Genomic DNA, 17,917 nt, shown 5'->3' with positions numbered 1-17,917 from the left:
GGCTCTCTTTGAAAAAAGTTATCATTTTATTTGGCGTGCTCATCTCTCTGTTGCGCGCCGATAACTCTTACGAACTAGGTGATGGTGTACAAGTGGCATCATTACCCTTTTATCTTGGCGGTTACATTTCCACTGAGTATAGACATACAAAGGTGCAAGATCGCTACAAGATAGGAGATATTGCTCTTTTGGGATATGGTAGTTCAAATAATTTTTCCTATTTAACAGAAATAGAATACAAAAATCTTTACACAGAAAAACAAGAAAATGACACCTCTCTCGTCAACAACGACACTAACCTTTACATTGAACGCCTCTATGTTGATTATACTTTTAATGAAAACTATATGGCAAGAGTTGGAAAATATATCTCACCCATAGGCTTTTGGAACCTTTTACCCATCAATGTTTTAAGAGATACAACCTCAGACCCAATAAGCACAAACATCATCTTCCCAGAGTCCACAACAGGGCTTTATGCCTCTTATACAAAGTTTTCACAAACTGAGTTCAAAGTAGATGTAATGCTACAAAACAATGAAGATATAGACGGCAAATACAACAACTATCGCACAAATCGTCACTATGGTCTTGGCATCAGCTATGCAAAATCGCAGTACACTTTTAAACTCAATGTAGGCTACTTTAATAAACTTCACTCTTATATAGATGATGATGGCACAGAAAATGAATATGAAGAAGAGAGTGATTATGATGATGAGTACATAGAAAAGTCTAACACTGTACAGGATTTGTACTACATCCTTTTAAGTGCAAAATATGAAAACGAAAAGTATCAATTTTTAAGTGAAATTGGACATCAAGAATCAACAAATGGCTTAACAACACCTTATGCAGCTTATGTTCAAGGACTCTACAGAATGACCCCACAACATATGGCTATACTGCGTTTAGAAAGTTATGAAGACAAAGTAAAAAATAAACAAGACAACTTTGCCATCTTTGGATATACCTACCGACCACTTTACCCTATCGCTTTTAAAGCCGAATATCAATTTCATAAACGCCCCATAGACAATAAACTCCAGCTCTCTTTTTCGGTACTTTTTTAATGAAAGCCCTTGTGAAAATAGTCCTAATACTACAAATATTGTCTCTTTTTGCACAGGCTGATGAGTATATCGTAGTAACACATTCAAAGATTAAAAACCTAACAAAAAACCAACTCAAAGCACTCTATCTTAAAAAACTCTCATTTATTGATAACATTAAAATTATTCCTCTCAACCTTGAAGCCAACAATAAGATACGAAAAAGTTTTAACAAACATATACTGCAAATGACTCCATCACATCTCAAACGCTACTGGATGACACAACATTATCTTGGACACAGACCACCACACAGCATGACTTCGCAGGAGAGCATCAAGCTTTTTGTCAAAAAAGTTGATGGTGCCATTGGCTATATAAACGCAGTAAATCTTGATGATACCATCCATGTCATCTACCGTTGGAAGGACTAGAGATGCTAAACTTTTTTAAAAAATCTTTACGCAGAAAACTTTTTTTTACTTTTTTATTTATTGGATTTTTTCCTTTTTTTATCTTACTTATCTACACAATGTATCTCACAGAGTCAAAACTTGTAAAGCAGACCATAGATGAGCAGTTCGCTCAGATGCAAGTTACAACGAAGCTTATAGATAGACAAATCAACACACTGCAAAACGATCTAAAATTTCTCAGCTCACTCGATGTTATGGATGATATTTTAGCAGATGATATAGATAAAAAAATATCTCATTTATTGGAGCAAAAAGCAAAAGATATTAACAAGAAAAATATACTTTTTTTCATTGACAACAACTCTCGTATCTTAGCCTCTTCGCAGACAAATAATCTGCTACAAAACTTTTATCTCAAAGAATATAATCAAAAAAGTGCTTACTATATTCAAGATAAATTTCTTATTTTTTACTCTAAAGTTTTTGCTTCTTTTGATAAAACAAAGGCATTGGGCTACCTTGTGCTAAAGTATAACTTACAAAACCTTGATATCTTTTTATCGCAACAAAAAAGTATACACTCTTACATTCTAAACGCAGCTAATGGCACAACAATAGGAAAACCACTAACTTTAAATCTATCTTTCAATGAAAAGACAAATCACATCATAAATGATGACTATGTCATTGTCTATAACAGACTCAAATTTTTTCCCAATCATTGGTATCTTATCTACGGAGTTGACAAAAGTACCGCACTTGCTACTCTCTATGAATTTACAAGATTTATGAGTGTTGCTGCTGTAGTCATCTTTTTGTTTGTCCTTTTTCTCTCTTTGAAATATGCCAAAGGGATTATAAAACCCATCGAAGAGTTAACCCAAGTCACCCATGAGATCACAAAAACACAGGATTATTCAAGAAAACTTCTATGCAATTCCAATGATGAAATTCAACTCCTTAGCAATGCTTTTAACACAATGCTACAGACAACTTCCTCTGCCTTGAAAAACCTTGAAGAAGAAAATAAGCGTAGACTAAAACAGTATATACAACTCATTAACGTCTTCAATACCATCATTCAAACGCAGGATGAAAAAGAGTGCATAAGGCGTTCTATCAACGAGATAAAGCTCTTAACAGATAGGCATACTTTATCTTTTGAAAAACAAAAACCTGAAAAATCAGAAGAACAATACATAGACCTTTATGTAACAGACTTTCAAAATGCCCAAAAAACATACTACGGCTCTATCTCTTTAGGTTTTAGCCATTATTATGATGCAAATGAGCAAAAACTCTATAATGCCATAGCAAAGATGGTAACACTCCAGCTTGAGCGAATCCGTCTTATCAACAACACCCTCTCAGTGTCAAAAGCAAAGTCCGCTTTCATCTCAAATATGTCGCATGAACTTAGAACACCTCTGAATTCAATCTTGAGTGCGACGCAGTTTATGATGCGATATGAAGCCTTAAGCGATGAGCAGCAAGACACCATTGCCAACATTGAGTCATCTGCACACTATCTTCTTGAAATGATAAACGGCATCTTAGATATAGCGAAGATAGAAGCAGGAAAAATGGATGTCAAACTTGAAGAAGTAAACCTTGTTGATCTTGTAAAAAACAGTACAAACCTTATCTTACCGCTCTTACAAGACAAAGGCTTAGCGTTCGAGCTAAACGCAGCTCCAAACGCAGTAAATCAGATAAAAACTGATCCTAAAATAGTGCAGCAAATCCTTATCAACCTCCTCTCAAACGCAGTAAAGTTTACTCAAAAAGGTTCTATAATCGTGGATATTTACACAGAAGATAAAAAAACTTGCATCAGCATCCGAGATACTGGAATAGGCATAGAAGAAAAGCACCTCAACTCCCTCTTTAACGACTTTGTCCAAGTTGAAAATATTATGCAAAAAAAGCATAAAGGAACAGGTCTTGGACTCTCCCTCAGTAAAAAAATGGCTCACCTTTTGGGTGGAGATATAAAGATACAAAGTGAAGGTCTTGGTAAAGGTGTTTTAGTTGAATTGTCTTTTTAAAATGAATCAAAAAAAATTTCTATTTTAATTTCAAAATATTACAATTGAAATAGAAAATATAGGGATGAAAAATTAGCAAAAGTAGTGCAAAGTTAAAAGCAAAATTAATTCTTAAAGTTTAGAGGGCAAAAGACAATAATGAGGTTACAAGTGCCTATACAGTTCTATAAGCAAGTTTCAAACAATGGAAAAAATAGTTTTAAGAAAATATGAGCCTTATATTTAATAAAAGTAAAATTATCCATTCTTTGAAAGCTCACTATTTGGATGATTTCCTTGGGTATTTGTTATTTTACCCGATTGACACAGATTTTTGAATAGTCCCCTACAAAACTTACATGAATCTTCTTGTTGAGTTAATTTATTGTCTTCTGATTCTATTTCTAATTGATAATACAAAAGCTCCTAAAAAAAACCAAGATAATATCCCTTCAAAAAGTTGCAACTTACTTGCTTTTTCTGTCCTATTTTTAAACCATTGCTTGCTTTCTGGAGTTACAAAAGAGACGACTCCTGCTAAAGAATAATAAATGCCAATATTAGATTTATTTTTATTTTTTAGTGTTAAAGTGTAAAAAGTAGTATTAGAATCTCCTTTTATATATGGAACTTTCAAATTGTTTTGAAGATTTAATTTGTATTTTACGTGAATGTTATTACTATTAATTACATAAGGAAGGTTCATATTATTATCCATAATGGTCTCATTATAGTCTTTGAGTAAAAATAAGGGAGTATTTGATGTCGCAATATAATCTATATTTGGTACTGTGGAAAAAGCTACTGAAAATACAGTAATGACTAACCAAATCAAAGGTCTAATAAATTTCTCACCAAAGCCATTAACAAAATAATGAAAACTTAATAAGCTTGTTTCTATAAGATTTTTCTTCCCAGAAATAAGTTCCATATATCGTTGAGAAAAGAAAAAGTCCCCTGCTTTTTGTACTTCTTTAGAATTTTCAAAATTTTTCCGTAGGTTTTGATAAACTTCAGATAGTGATTGCAAGGAAAGTTGAATATTTTCTTTTAGATCACGAAAATTTTTATTTGATTCATTTAGTAGCGACATTTGCTCATATAATAAGAATTCATCTTGAGTACATATATGGTCACCTGTGGATAAAGTGTTTAATGAGGCGTTAGTTTTAATATTTTTTCTTAATGCTTTATTCAAATAATGGAAAAATATATGAGTAAAAGCACCTATATAATACAAAAGAAACCATAAAAGAGGTACTAACAAAATAGCAAAGAATAAAGACCATAAAGTAAACTGAGAGGGGTATATAAAATAAGGTGATATTATTAATAAAGGTGCAATATAGACCAAATACTTTTCTTTTCCTTGTATGTCATTTAAATACTTTCTTTCGTAGTTTGAAGGAAACTTACAATTTCTGAATTCCGTTTCATCAACTTTTGAATTTAAAAAACGAGTATTTGTTAAGTTACAGTTTTGAAAAACAAGTTGGTCTAACATGCCATTAGTAAAGTTAGCTTGTTGAAAGTTACATCCTACAAAAAAAACTTTTCCATCCCCTTCCACATGGTTTTTAAATATTTTTATATTATGGATATAAGAATCTTTATTGTCAAATATTAGTCCTGTGCTAGAACTTATATAGCCACCTGCTTCAAATACAACAGCTTCTTTTAGCTTCTTTGGTTTAAAAATCATATTATCTATTTGAATATTTTTAAACCTTGCTCCTCTTTCAAATATACAATCTTCTAAAAATAAGTTTTCACAACATAAATTATCAAAATCAGGATAACCAATAAAGTAAGCCTTGTTAAATAGTACATCTTTATATTTTCTATTTTTAGTGGGAAAAACAAAGTTATGTAAGACAACTCCCGAAAAGTCAACCTGTATATTATGAGATATACAAAATGTGACATAATCTTCTATTAATAACTGTAAATTATTTATATCAAATAAACTTAATTTATTTTGTAATTCTCTAGGCGTATGAAAAAGACAATAGGTATCATTATTATTGATGTTATGGATAAAGTTTGGCACATTTTTTTGTAAATTTAAAAAAGCATTAAACTGACAGTCTTTGAAAGAGCAATCATGTGCTTTACTAGTTTTTAAAAGTTTATATTGTTTGACAGAGCGTTTAAGCAATAAATTATTTTTTTTACTTATTTTGTTATTCATTGATGCGTACAATTACAATCTTTAATTTGTTGTTGTAAAGTTTTTATTTGATTATTTTGCTGAGTAATGATATTTTGCTTATAGGGTATAAAATAATATAAAATCAAAACAATAAAAGAAAATACTATAACTAATGTAGAAAGGTAAGAGATATTGTTCCAAAATGTCCACTTACTTTCTTTTGTTTTTTTATCTTCACTTAACTTTTTTTGTAATTGATTGTATTCACATTCAAGTTCTTTAATACGAATAGCAGCTTCAATAAGTGCATTTTTATCCCCTTCATCAAACTTCTCTTTAATTTCATTAATATAATTTGATCTATTTTTTGGCATTATAATTCCCTTTTAAATACTTGAAGTAATATTAAGTTTTTTAGACTATTAAAATTTGTATTTTATCACACAATTTTAGATTTGTATTAGTAAATGTTAATATTTGAAGATTTTAAAAAAGAGTGGCGCGGTGGACGAGACTCGAACTCGCGACCCCCTGCGTGACAGGCAGGTATTCTAACCAACTGAACTACCACCGCGCATATAATAAAAGTAATTTCTAACACCAATATGTGGCGACCCCTAAAGGATTTGAACCTCTGTTACTACCATGAAGTGATAGTGTCCTTGGCCACTAGACGAAAGGGTCACTGTCTTTCATAAACAAAAGGTTTGTAAACAAAAATGGTGGGCATTACTGGACTCGAACCAGTGACATCTACCTTGTAAGGGTAGCGCTCTACCAACTGAGCTAAACGCCCGAAAATGGCGCGGTGGACGAGACTCGAACTCGCGACCCCCTGCGTGACAGGCAGGTATTCTAACCAACTGAACTACCACCGCGCATATAATGTTTTAAATGGTGGGCATTACTGGACTCGAACCAGTGACATCTACCTTGTAAGGGTAGCGCTCTACCAACTGAGCTAAACGCCCATTTAAAACTGTAAAAATGGTGTCCTGTGATGGATTCGAACCATCGGCCACATCATTAAAAGTGACGTGCTCTACCAGCTGAGCTAACAAGACGTTTTCCTCTTATTGTTAAGAGGTCGAAATTATAGGCAAATGATTCTTAATTGTCAAGACATTTAGCGATAAATTTAGAAAAAAGTCTCTTTATCAATCATAAGCAACATTTTTATCGCATATAAAGCACTTTGATGTTGAACATAGTTTCTATCACCTTGAAACTGAAGATGTCGCTCTTTATGTTTTGTTTGACTTCTTGCACCGATATAAACTGTCCCTACCGGCTTTTCTTTTGTTCCACCTGTATCACCTGCTATACCACTGATGGAGAGTGCATAATCTGCTCCACTAACATTTAAAGCGCCCTCACTCATCTCAGCCACTACCTCAGCACTTACTGCACCATTGGCTTCAAGTACTTCATGACTTACAGCAAGCCAATTTTCCTTAAGTGCATTAGAGTATGTCACAAGAGAACCATCAAGAATTTTTGAAGCCCCATTATGTTTAGTAAAATAGTAAGCAAGTAGTCCACCCGTACAGCTCTCAGAAAAGCTTACTTTTTTCCCATGATGAGATAGCTTATCTATGATATATTCTACAATGTTCGCTGAAGTGATAAGTTTTTTAGGCAATAAATTTTTACATGCATGAATAAACTTAGAAATATCCCCATATCTATTGCTTGCGATATCCACACGTAACCAACCATCAACTTCTTGTGTCACAAAAAAGTTTACTTCATACATCTGAGCTATAGGATTCAAGATACTGATAAGCACCTCTTTTTCTTCTTCAAAAACATGTACAGTAGCTTTTGTTTCTTCATTTGTGAACAAAATCTCTGGCATTTTTTGCCCTTCATCTATTTGTAATACATTGACAGAAGTGTTTTGATGTTCAAGTAGATAAGAACGCTCAGCATAAATAGTCGCTTTTTGGGGAATCAACATAGCATCTTGAAGGATTTGATTATCTCCCGTAGCCGTACAGATAACCTTACCAATTGTAGAGAAATTTTGTTTTGATGTTATAAGGATAACTCTATCAGCTGCGTTTAACTCTTCTTCTATATATAAAAACAGAGCATTCTCACTCTCTTTTAGGTAAGTTATCTCATTTATAAAGCCACTATTTTTTTCTATATTTCGCAAAATGTACTCTTTGAGTGGTGCATTATATATAAACTTATTTCCTATAAATATCAGATGTGTTTTCATGCTGTTGTAAGCCTTCTTCAGAGAATTTTATTAGCCTTATTATAGCACTTTTATCAGCTTTTAAACACATTAAAGGTACAATGCAAAACTTTATAATAATATTTTGGGGTATAGATGGACTACAAAGACACACTACTTTTACCAACAACCACGTTCGCCATGAGAGGCAATTTAATAAACAATGAACCAAAGCGTTATGCTGCTTGGGATGAAAAAAAAGTTTATGAAAAAATGAAAGCCAAACGCAAAGATGCAGACAGCTTCACTCTTCATGACGGTCCTCCTTATGCAAATGGTCATATTCACATCGGGCATGCGCTGAACAAAGTGCTCAAAGATATTATCATCAAAAACAATTATTTCAATGGCAAATCTGTTCGTTTTACTCCAGGTTGGGATTGTCATGGTCTTCCGATTGAACAACAAGTTGAAAAAAAACTTGGTGGAAAAAAGAAAAAAGAACTTCTCCAAACGCACGAGATACGAAAGCTTTGTCGTGAACATGCACGTAAATTTGTAGATATTCAAAAAGGTGAATTTAAAGAGCTTGGTATCATCGCAGACTGGGAAAAGCCTTATGTAACTATGGACTATAGATTTGAAGCAAATATCTATAGAACACTTTGTAGTGTTGCAAAAAAAGGTCTTTTGATAGAGCGTAGCAAACCAGTGTTTTGGTCATGGGCAGAGAGAACGGCTCTTGCAGAAGCAGAAGTTGAGTATGAAGACAAAGAAGATTACTCTATCTTTGTTGCGTTTGAGCTGAGCGATGAAGCAAAAGAGAAACTGGGCATAAACAAAGATGAAAAAGCTGCTCCAGTTATCTGGACAACAACACCATGGACTATTCCAGCAAATACTGGTATTTCACTCAATCCTGAGGAAGAATATGTGCTTACTACTGATGGGTATATCGTAGCTAAAGAACTGCTGAACTCTTTAGTAGAGAGCGGTGTGCTAAGTGGCACTATTGCAAAAACATTTCAAGCTACTGCGTTTGAAAATCTAAACGCGGTAAATCCACTTAATGGTAGAGCTTCGCGTATCGTTTTAGGAGATCATGTTCTTATAGAAAATGGTACAGGTTGTGTGCATACAGCACCAGGGCATGGTGAAGATGACTACCGTGTTGGTTTAAAATATGACTTAGAAGTTGTGATGCCTGTTGATGAGACTGGGTGTTATGATGCGACTGTTGTTCGTGATGCTTTAATTCCAAACGCAGAGGACTTCGTAGGTCGTCATATCTTCAAATCAAATGAAGATATCGTAGAGATGATGGGTGAGAGTGTTTTACAAGTAAGTAAATTTATGCACTCGTATCCTCATTGTTGGAGAAGTCATACACCACTTATCTATCGTGCTACAAAACAGTGGTTTATCTCTGTAGATGAAAAACCTGTAGGACAAGATAAAACACTGAGAAACATTGCACTTGATGCAATAGAAAAAACTCTTTTTGTCCCTGAGAGTGGGCGTAATCGTCTTACTTCTATGGTAGCAAATCGTCCTGACTGGTGTATCTCTCGTCAACGTGACTGGGGTGTGCCTATCGCCTTTTTTAGAATAAAAGAAACAGGCGAAGTACTTTTAGATGAAAAAGTTCTCAATTTTACTGCGATGATTTTTGAAATGCAAGGAAGTGATGCTTGGTATTCTATGGATATTGCACAACTTCTTTATCCAGGAAGTGCTTATAAACCAGAAGAACTTGAAAAAGTTACAGATATTTTAGATGTATGGTTTGACTCTGGTTCTACTTGGAACAGTGTTTTAAAATCTCGTAACTATGATGCAGGTCAATACCCTGCTGATTTATATGTAGAAGGCTCTGACCAACATCGTGGTTGGTTCCAGTCTTCACTCTTTTTATCTTCTGCGGTTGAGCATCAAGCACCATACAAAGGTGTCTTAACCCATGGTTTTACAGTAGATGAAAAAGGCGAAAAAATGTCTAAATCTAAAGGCAATGTTATCGCACCGGAAAAAGTTTTAAAAGAGTACGGAAGTGAGATACTGCGTTTATGGGTTGCTTCTTCTGATTACCAAGGTGATTTGAAAATTTCTCAAGGTATTTTAAAACAGACTTCAGAAAGCTATAGAAAATTAAGAAACACTTTTAGAATTATGCTTGCCAATATCAATGACCTAGAGAGCTTAACTTCTTATGAAGATATGGGTAATCTTGACAAATGGATACTCAATGTTGCTCAAGATACATTCAATGAAGTGCATAAGCAGTTTAGTGAATATAACTTTGTGAACGGTATGAGTACACTTAATAACTTCATCGTGAATGAGTTGAGTGGTATGTATATCGATATGACAAAAGACAACCTTTACTGTAACGAGAAAGAGGGTCAAAGAAGAAGAGCAAGCCAAAGCGCAATGGCAATCATAACCAAAGCACTACTTCTTTTGATGGCACCTATCCTCACCTATACAGCAGATGAAATAGTAGAAAATGCACCTGCAATTATTAAAGGTGATGCTGAAGATGTTTTTGATATGACTTATGCAAAAATCGAAGCCGGTGCAATGCCTTTTGATGCAGAGTATATGGTAAAAGCAAGAGAAGGTTTTGGTGCAGCAGTAGATAAGCTTAAAAAAGAAAAAATCATCAAAAGTACACTTGAACTTGTCATCTACACAGAATCAAAAACTGTTTTAGATATGAATAATGCAGATGCTGAAGATTGGTTTGTTGTCTCTGGAATCTTAGAAGATAAACCAGAAGAAGACATCTTAGAGAGTTTCAAAGTCAATGATGACACATTTAGCATTGCAAAAGCAACAGCACACAAATGTCCAAGATGTTGGAAATACCAAGCCCAAAAAGAAGACGCTTTATGTAGCCGTTGTAATGAGGTCATAAATGCCTAACTTCAGTGAACCCGTAAGCCTGACATTTGTAGGAGCTACTGTAGCTCTTATCTTTGTCGTCATAGGCATCGGGGTTTTACTTGTTAAGAAGTTTAAGCCCTAAGAGACTAAACATTCTTACAAGTACCTTTTTCTTTTTATCTTCTCACTAAACTTCTAACACATATAAATAAGCAAAAAATAAAAATAACTGTTATAATATCTTCATTACAAAGAATATAGACATTATGCGACTTTTACAAACTCTATTTTTAAGTTCTTGTTGTGCTCTTATCACTTACGCGGGTACCTTGAGTCAAACCATTGAACTGAGTGAACAAAATCCATCAATTCAAGCTGCCACTAAAAAAGCAAAAGTTTATGAACAACTTAGCGAAGTTGCAAAGTCAGCACAATACCCAAGTCTTGATCTCTCTTATGGGGCTACCTATCTTTATGAAGAGCCGGTTATGTATCTGCAAGGTTCATTTCCAGGCTTTCCACCTTCAACACCTCCAGTACAGATGCAAGCACAAAACCTCTATATCGGAACACTAAAGCTGACCTACCCTCTTTTTAGCGGTTTTGCTATAAGTGCGAGTATCGACAAAGCAAACTTACGTAAATATCGCGCACTCCTTGATGTAGAAAATGCCAAACGCAATCTTTACATGAATGTAGTACAAGCCTATACAACTGCCTTAGCTTTACAACATCTTATCACTTCACAAGAAGAAGCTTATCAAGCCACACAACAAAGCTATAAAAAGGCAAAAGCTTTTTTTGATTTGGGCATGATATCTCAAGCTGAACTCTATCGAATAGATGCAGGTCAAAATGCAATCAAAGCAAAACTTATTCAGACAAAAAATAGTTATGACATTGCTCTTAGTCAACTCTCCCTTATGACACAACAAAAGATAACAGATCTTGCCCCACTACCAAAATATCAGACATTTTCGCTTAATTCACTCACACAAAAAGCACTGGAAAATCGTCCAGACATAAAAGCTTTACGGACAATGTTAAAAGAACAAGAGAGTCAAATAAAACTTGCAAAAAGTTCTTACTATCCAACAGTTGGTGTTTTTGTACAATTGGTATGGATTTAAAAAAATTGGAAAACTCTTTTAAGAAGAGGGAAAAATCAACTCTTGCATTTCAATTGCTTTGCATAAATGCGATAAAAGAAAAAGATAAACACATTTTGTTATAATACTCTTACTAATTTATCTACATAGGAAAAGCAGTGATCACACTCAAAGAAGCATTACAATTATCAAAAGATGAACTCAACAAATTTACAAATAACTTAAAAACAAAGATAGATGAAAATAAAGAACTTAACGCATATATTGACGTAAAGTATGTTGGAGAGGGAATTCCTATTGCTATCAAAGACAACATTCAAGTAAAAGACTGGTCTGTTACCTCAGCCTCTAAAATTCTTCAAGGCTACATCGCACCATACAATGCGACAGTTATAAACAAACTTTTAGACGCAGGACTCTCTCCTTTTGGTCGTACAAATATGGATGAATTTGCAATGGGCTCAACAACAGAAACAAGTTACTATGGTAAAACACTCAACCCCATAAACCCAGAGCATGTTCCTGGTGGAAGTTCTGGAGGATCTGCTGCTGCTGTTGGTGCTGGTCTAGCCATAGCAGCCTTGGGCTCAGATACAGGTGGTTCTATCCGTCAACCTGCTGCATATTGTGGTATAGTTGGAATGAAGCCAACATATGGAAGAGTGAGTCGCTATGGTCTTGGTGCTTATGCTTCAAGTCTTGATCAGATCGGTCCTATGACACAAAATGTTGAGGATGCAGCGATACTCTATGACATCATAAGTGGAAGCGATGAAAAAGATTCTACAAACGCAATGATGGATGATAAAGTTGTCCCAAATCTAAACGCAGCTCGCAAGCTTACTATCGCGGTATTGCCTCAGTATATTGAAAATGCAAGTGATGCTATCAAAGAAGCGTATGCAAAAGCTATCCAAGCACTCAAATCACAGGGACATACTATCGTTGAAAAAGAGATGATGGATGCAAAATACGACATCTCAGCTTACTACATCACAGCAACAGCAGAGGCGACCACAAACCTTGGGCGTTATGATGGAGTTCGCTACGGTAATAAAGTAGAAGGCAAAAACCTTGAAGAGACCTACTTCAAAACAAGAAGTGAAGGTTTTGGTGATGAAGTAAAACGCCGTATCTTACTCGGAAACTTTGTGCTCTCAAGCGGGTACTATGAAGCTTATTATGTAAAAGCACAAAAAACACGTCATATCATCAAAGATGAATATGCAAAAATATTTCAAGATGTTGATTTGATTTTATCTCCTGTTGCACCAACTGTAGCACCAAAATTTGGAGAACTCTCAAGCCCTATGCAAATGTATCTAAGCGATATTTATACTATTAGTGTTAACCTTGCAGGACTCCCTGCCCTTTCACTGCCAATCATGAAAAACAGTGATGGCATACCTGTAGGACTACAATTCATTGCAAAAGCTTACGATGAACAAACTCTTTTTGATGGCTCATTAAGCTTAGAAAATGCTGTAGCGTACAAGGCTTAACTCATTGTAACCACTATGAGATATAATGTAGTGAAGTACCTCTCCATAAATAACCCCAGATTCAGCAAAGAGCAAATAGCTCTAGTGCTAGGCAGATTTCTGCAGGACTAACTGGTTAATCCAAAGGAATCTAACGACGCAATAGGGTTATTTGCTCTTTGCCCGAAGGGAAGTTTAAAAAGAGGGCTACTACTTCGTTGAAAATCCTTTAAGCTACTAGTAGCTCATGCGGAATTTCGCCTTGTATTAGCCCTCTTTTTAAGCTTCTGAAATTGGAGTTATTTATGGAGAGGTACTTACAATTTACAAAGAAATAAAGGAGAAGAAATGGCATATTTTGATGATGTAAAAGTAAAAGATAAACTCTACGGTTTAGTATTTGGTGCGGGGAAAGTTTCCCAAGTCTTTGAAGACTCTCATTATAAAATGATGGTAAAATTTAAAAATGGTCATGAAGTACCGTATACTGAAGATGGTATTCCTGGTTGGGGAAATTTCAAGAAGCAAACTATATTTTATAAAAACGACATAGATTTAACTGATGTAGATTTTTCACCTGTTACAAAAGTCTTATCACCTAAAAAAATCATTAAACTTCGTGAAAAGAAAAAGTTAGAAGTAAGACTTCCCTCTGGTGTTTGGACAGATTGCGCCAAATGTATAGTCAGTTATGTTGAAGAGATGCTTGAGCTTGAAAACTATCACCTTTTTAGAAAAGCACCAAAAAAGGATAAATAATTCTTTATACTATCATCCATACCATTCATATTTTTGCCGTATTTATATATGGAGGTTTTCTAATCACAGATAATCTCTTTATAGCAAAAATGAAGCAGTCTCTCAATGAAGAAGAGCATAAAAAAGCTCGCGAAGCTATTATGATGCATGTAAGAAAGGTTGTTCCTAAAGCATTAATAGTTGCCGTTCTTTCAGGGATGTATCTATTTACACAAGTTTTTGGAGAGATTACAGAAGATGGTTTAAGCACTTTTCAAATAGCGCTTTCAATCAAAGGATTTTTAGGTTTATGGCTAGGATTTCGTGGTGTTAACCAAGTCTTTTTTGGTATTCAACCTTGGGTATTTAAAAGCCACCTCTTCCCTTTCATACTTGTTATAATTATTATCTTACTTTCCCAATTTATGTTTCTTGATTTTACCTCTTTTTAACAACAACAAAGGTATAATGCAAAAATTTTAAAAGGATGACCATGAGAATTCGTAAACGCGCCCTAACATTTGAAGATGTACTTTTAGTACCACAATATTCCGAAGTTCTTCCAAAAGAAGTATCACTAGCAACAAAATTAACAAAAAATATTAGCTTAACTATCCCTATGGTTTCTGCAGCTATGGATACTGTAACAGAGTATCGTGCAGCTATTGCTATGGCAAGACTTGGTGGTATCGGTATCATTCATAAAAATATGGATATCGCGACACAGTGTAAACAAGTTAGAAAAGTTAAAAAATCAGAAAGTGGTATCATTATTGACCCTATTTATGTTCATCCAGATGCAACCTTAGCAGATGCTGAGGCATTAATGAATGAATTTAAAATTTCAGGTGTTCCTGTTGTTGATGGTCATAATAAACTGCTTGGTATTTTGACAAATCGTGATATGAGATTTGAAAAAGATATGCGTAAACGTGCTGATGAAGTAATGACTAAAATGCCTCTTATTACTGCTGAAAAAGGAATTTCACTTGATGATGCAGCAGATATTATGCACCAAAATAAAATAGAAAAACTTCCTATCATTGATAAAGAAGGATTTTTAAAAGGTCTTGTAACTATCAAAGACATCAAAAAACGCATAGAGTATCCTAACTCAAATAAAGATAGTTTTGGTCGTCTTGTCGTCGGTGCTGCTATTGGTGTTGGGCAAATGGACAGAGCTAAGGCTCTTGTGGATGCTGGAGTTGATGTACTTGTACTTGATTCAGCACATGGACATTCTAAAGGTATTTTAGATACAGTAAAAGCTATCAAAGAAACTTTAGAAGTTGATGTTATCGCTGGAAATATAGCAACTAAAGAAGCTGTTCTTTCACTTATAGAAGCTGGAGCAGATGCTGTTAAAGTAGGAATTGGGCCAGGTTCGATTTGTACAACTCGTATCGTAGCTGGTGTTGGTGTTCCACAAATTTCTGCTATAGATGAATGTGCTGAAGCTGCTCGTCCTTTTGGTGTTCCAGTTATCGCAGATGGTGGGATTAAATACTCTGGAGATATAGCAAAAGCACTCGCTGTTGGTGCTAGCTGTGTTATGGCAGGTTCACTTTTAGCAGGTACAGAAGAGTCTCCTGGTGAAACTATAATGTTCCAAGGACGCCAATACAAATCATACCGCGGTATGGGTTCAATCGGTGCAATGCAAAAAGGAAGTACAGATAGATACTTCCAAGAAGGTACAGCATCAGACAAACTTGTTCCAGAAGGAATTGAAGGGCGTGTTCCATTCCGTGGTTCAATCGCAGGAATTATACATCAAATGATGGGTGGACTACGTTCATCTATGGGTTACTGTGGCAGTGAAAGTATAGAAGCGTTCTGGGATAAATCAGAATTTGTTGAGATAACATCTGCTGGGCTCAAAGAATCTCATGTTCATGATGTTATCATCACACAAGAAGCTCCAAACTATCATGTGTAACTAGTCTATGAATGAAGTAAGATATGCTGGATTTTGGATTCGATTTGTTGCTTCATTTTTAGATACTCTCTTTGTCGCTCTTCCAGTTGCCATCCTTATATACTTTTTAAGTGATGGGAACTGGTTTGACTTCTCTCAATATCAACAAAATATACAAATGGCAATGAGTGGTAATCCTCACGCACTCAATCATCAACCACAAACATCTTTTGCTTGGGAACTTGGTTTTGAATTTTCTGTTTTAATTATAACTATATTATTTTGGAAAAAATGGCGTGGCGCTACACCTGGAAAGAAGTTTGTTCATATTAAAATTGTTGATGCAAAAACTCTGCAAGATTTAGATAATACACAAGCCATTACCCGTTCACTAGGATATATCGTTTCAATGGCACTCTTTTTTATAGGTTTTTTAATGGTTGCTTTGAGAAAAGACAAACGTGGGCTTCATGATTTACTAGCAGGAACTCTAGTTATTTATGATAAAGACGCTAATCTTCAAGCATAAAAAAGCTATCTACTGAAATATTTTTAAACGCTGCGTTTAAAGAGGTAAAAAGAGAAGGAAACTCTTTTTCCATCTTAGCCAGCATCTCTTTTGTATTTGCTCTTGCATGTGGCATCTTCACATCAAAACGCATAGCAGGACAAGCTTCATCTCCTATGGCTTCTATCTCATTCTCTTTTACAAACGCAGCTAACTGACGCTCACGCATTTGAATCAGGGGACGAATAACTACAAGTCCATTTCCAGCCGTATACTTAGGTGCAAGACTCCGCATTTGCCCATTATATATAAAGTTCATAAAAAAGCTCTCAGCAGCATCATCCATATGATGTCCAAGCGCTACTTTGTTACATCCAAGCTCTTGTGCTACGCTATAAAGATAGCCTCTTCTCATACGAGAAAAAAAACTACAATATGATGAATTTTTACGGATTTTTTCTTTCGCAAGCTCATATGTTTTTGTATCACGAACTACATGTTCTATGCCATGTTCTTTACAATGCTTAGAGAGTTTTTCAAAGTTTTCACCCATGCCATAACCTACTGTAACAGCTATGAACTCAAATGTAAAAGGTGCACGTCGTTGTTGTTCTTTCATTGCATGAATCATTGTAAGTGAATCTTTTCCACCACTAAGCCCAACAAGTATTTTGTCACCCTCTTCTATAAGTTGAAACTCGGCATTCGTTTTACCAAGTTTTGACATGATTTTTTTAGAGAGTTTAACGGACAAGTTTATCCACCATTTTCATAACAAATTCTGCAGACTCAACTGCACTTGTCTCTAAAAATTCATCAAAAGAGAAACTAGCATCCATATCAGCTGCATCACTAATAGCACGAAGAATAAAAAATGGCACGTCTAAAGCATCACAAACGACTGCAACACTTGCACCTTCCATTTCCAATGCATCAGCGCTAAAAGTTTTACCTATCCAGTTTTTTCTAGCTTCATCTGCAACAAACTGATCACCAGTAGCTATAATGCCTTCTTGTATAGTTTTTCCCATTTCATTGGCAACTATTTTAGAGAGTTCTATCATCTCTTTATCAGCTTCAACAAAGACACTTCCTTCTGGAACGTAGCCATAAGGATGTCCAAACGCAGTAATGTCTAAATCATGTTGCGTAAGCTTCGTTGCAACGATCAGATCTCCAACTTTTAAACTTGCACTAATAGCACCTGCTACACCAGAAAAAAGAAGTCTTTGTGCACCAAAATGTTCTATCATTGTAGTAGCTGTTAGTGTTGAAAATACTTTTCCTATTTTAGAATACGCTATAACAAGATCGACATCTTTATAACTCGCTTCATAGTACTTATTTCCAGCATATTCACTTGTTGTGTATGTTCCTATTCGTTGGAGTATTGGAGCTATTTCTTCAGGCATTGCTCCCATGATTGCTAATTTCATTTTTAATTC

15 protein-coding genes and 6 tRNA genes are annotated in these 17,917 nt (G+C 35.0%); 10 read left to right on the top strand and 11 right to left on the bottom strand.

What is annotated here, in order from left to right:
* Nucleotides 1-8: 8 nt before the first annotated feature.
* From MV052_RS09420 to MV052_RS09410, 3 genes are read left to right on the top strand one after another with little or no spacing between them, the layout of a single operon-like run.
* Complete coding sequence (locus MV052_RS09420; protein WP_297443694.1) at nt 9-1,073, top strand: hypothetical protein; 1,065 nt, start codon at nt 9-11, stop codon at nt 1,071-1,073.
* Nucleotides 1,074-1,084: 11 nt separating this feature from the next.
* On the top strand, nt 1,085-1,486 hold the full coding sequence (locus MV052_RS09415; RefSeq protein WP_297443691.1) for a hypothetical protein: 402 nt from the start codon (nt 1,085-1,087) through the stop codon (nt 1,484-1,486).
* Between the two features lie 2 nt (nt 1,487-1,488).
* Nucleotides 1,489-3,516: an ATP-binding protein gene (locus MV052_RS09410; protein WP_297443688.1), complete on the top strand. Its 2,028-nt coding sequence runs from the start codon at nt 1,489-1,491 to the stop codon at nt 3,514-3,516.
* A gap of 361 nt (nt 3,517-3,877) precedes the next feature.
* On the opposite strand, the gene MV052_RS09405 is transcribed toward MV052_RS09410, so the two are convergent.
* The 9 genes from MV052_RS09405 to MV052_RS09365 all read right to left on the bottom strand — a co-directional run bounded on the left by MV052_RS09405 (nt 3,878) and on the right by MV052_RS09365 (nt 7,874).
* On the bottom strand, nt 3,878-5,686 hold the full coding sequence (locus MV052_RS09405; protein ID WP_297443685.1) for a pentapeptide repeat-containing protein: 1,809 nt from the start codon (nt 5,684-5,686) through the stop codon (nt 3,878-3,880).
* Nucleotides 5,683-6,021, bottom strand: coding sequence for a hypothetical protein (locus MV052_RS09400; protein WP_297443682.1), 339 nt, complete (start codon nt 6,019-6,021; stop codon nt 5,683-5,685). Before MV052_RS09400 ends, MV052_RS09405 begins: the two co-directional genes overlap by 4 nt.
* A 123-nt stretch (nt 6,022-6,144) precedes the next feature.
* A tRNA-Asp gene (locus MV052_RS09395) sits at nt 6,145-6,221 on the bottom strand.
* A gap of 34 nt (nt 6,222-6,255) precedes the next feature.
* A tRNA-Glu gene (locus MV052_RS09390) sits at nt 6,256-6,331 on the bottom strand.
* A gap of 36 nt (nt 6,332-6,367) precedes the next feature.
* A tRNA-Val gene (locus tag MV052_RS09385) sits at nt 6,368-6,443 on the bottom strand.
* 5 nt (nt 6,444-6,448) lie between these two features.
* Nucleotides 6,449-6,525: transfer RNA gene (locus tag MV052_RS09380), tRNA-Asp, on the bottom strand.
* Nucleotides 6,526-6,542: 17 nt separating this feature from the next.
* Nucleotides 6,543-6,618 (bottom strand) — tRNA-Val (locus MV052_RS09375).
* Nucleotides 6,619-6,635: 17 nt separating this feature from the next.
* Nucleotides 6,636-6,711: transfer RNA gene (locus MV052_RS09370), tRNA-Lys, on the bottom strand.
* Nucleotides 6,712-6,785: 74 nt separating this feature from the next.
* Nucleotides 6,786-7,874: a CinA family protein gene (locus tag MV052_RS09365; RefSeq protein ID WP_297443679.1), complete on the bottom strand. Its 1,089-nt coding sequence runs from the start codon at nt 7,872-7,874 to the stop codon at nt 6,786-6,788.
* A 114-nt stretch (nt 7,875-7,988) separates the two neighbouring features.
* On the opposite strand from MV052_RS09365, the gene ileS reads away from it, so the two are divergent.
* The 7 genes from ileS (at nt 7,989) to MV052_RS09330 (ending at nt 16,493) form a co-directional block, all read left to right on the top strand.
* Entirely contained in the window at nt 7,989-10,757 is a 2,769-nt protein-coding gene (ileS, locus tag MV052_RS09360) for an isoleucine--tRNA ligase (RefSeq protein ID WP_297443676.1), read from the top strand.
* A 227-nt stretch (nt 10,758-10,984) separates the two neighbouring features.
* Nucleotides 10,985-11,848: a TolC family protein gene (locus MV052_RS09355; protein ID WP_297443673.1), complete on the top strand. Its 864-nt coding sequence runs from the start codon at nt 10,985-10,987 to the stop codon at nt 11,846-11,848.
* 137 nt (nt 11,849-11,985) lie between these two features.
* Nucleotides 11,986-13,329 (top strand): Asp-tRNA(Asn)/Glu-tRNA(Gln) amidotransferase subunit GatA, encoded by a 1,344-nt coding sequence (gene gatA / locus MV052_RS09350; protein WP_297443670.1) that lies wholly within the window; start codon nt 11,986-11,988, stop codon nt 13,327-13,329.
* A gap of 327 nt (nt 13,330-13,656) precedes the next feature.
* Nucleotides 13,657-14,067: a hypothetical protein gene (locus MV052_RS09345; protein WP_297443667.1), complete on the top strand. Its 411-nt coding sequence runs from the start codon at nt 13,657-13,659 to the stop codon at nt 14,065-14,067.
* An 89-nt stretch (nt 14,068-14,156) separates the two neighbouring features.
* A complete protein-coding gene (locus MV052_RS09340; RefSeq protein WP_297443664.1) occupies nt 14,157-14,498 on the top strand; it encodes a hypothetical protein in 342 nt (113 codons plus the stop codon).
* Nucleotides 14,499-14,539: 41 nt separating this feature from the next.
* The gene (guaB, locus tag MV052_RS09335; RefSeq protein ID WP_297443661.1) at nt 14,540-15,985 is read left to right on the top strand and encodes an IMP dehydrogenase; all 1,446 of its coding nucleotides are present in this window, start codon (nt 14,540-14,542) and stop codon (nt 15,983-15,985) included.
* A gap of 7 nt (nt 15,986-15,992) precedes the next feature.
* Nucleotides 15,993-16,493, top strand: coding sequence for an RDD family protein (locus tag MV052_RS09330; protein ID WP_297443658.1), 501 nt, complete (start codon nt 15,993-15,995; stop codon nt 16,491-16,493).
* On the opposite strand, the gene MV052_RS09325 is transcribed toward MV052_RS09330, so the two are convergent.
* Nucleotides 16,477-17,199, bottom strand: coding sequence for an ATP-binding protein (locus MV052_RS09325; RefSeq protein ID WP_297443807.1), 723 nt, complete (start codon nt 17,197-17,199; stop codon nt 16,477-16,479). The two genes, MV052_RS09330 and MV052_RS09325, sit on opposite strands and share 17 nt — an antisense overlap.
* A gap of 16 nt (nt 17,200-17,215) precedes the next feature.
* On the bottom strand, nt 17,216-17,908 hold the full coding sequence (locus MV052_RS09320) for a 5'-methylthioadenosine/adenosylhomocysteine nucleosidase (RefSeq protein ID WP_297443655.1): 693 nt from the start codon (nt 17,906-17,908) through the stop codon (nt 17,216-17,218).
* Between the last annotated feature and the right edge of the window lie 9 nt (nt 17,909-17,917).

It is taken from the genome of Sulfurimonas sp. (assembly GCF_026988655.1).
GTDB lineage: Bacteria > Campylobacterota > Campylobacteria > Campylobacterales > Sulfurimonadaceae > Sulfurimonas.
This window is presented reverse-complemented; position numbering and strand designations above follow the sequence as displayed.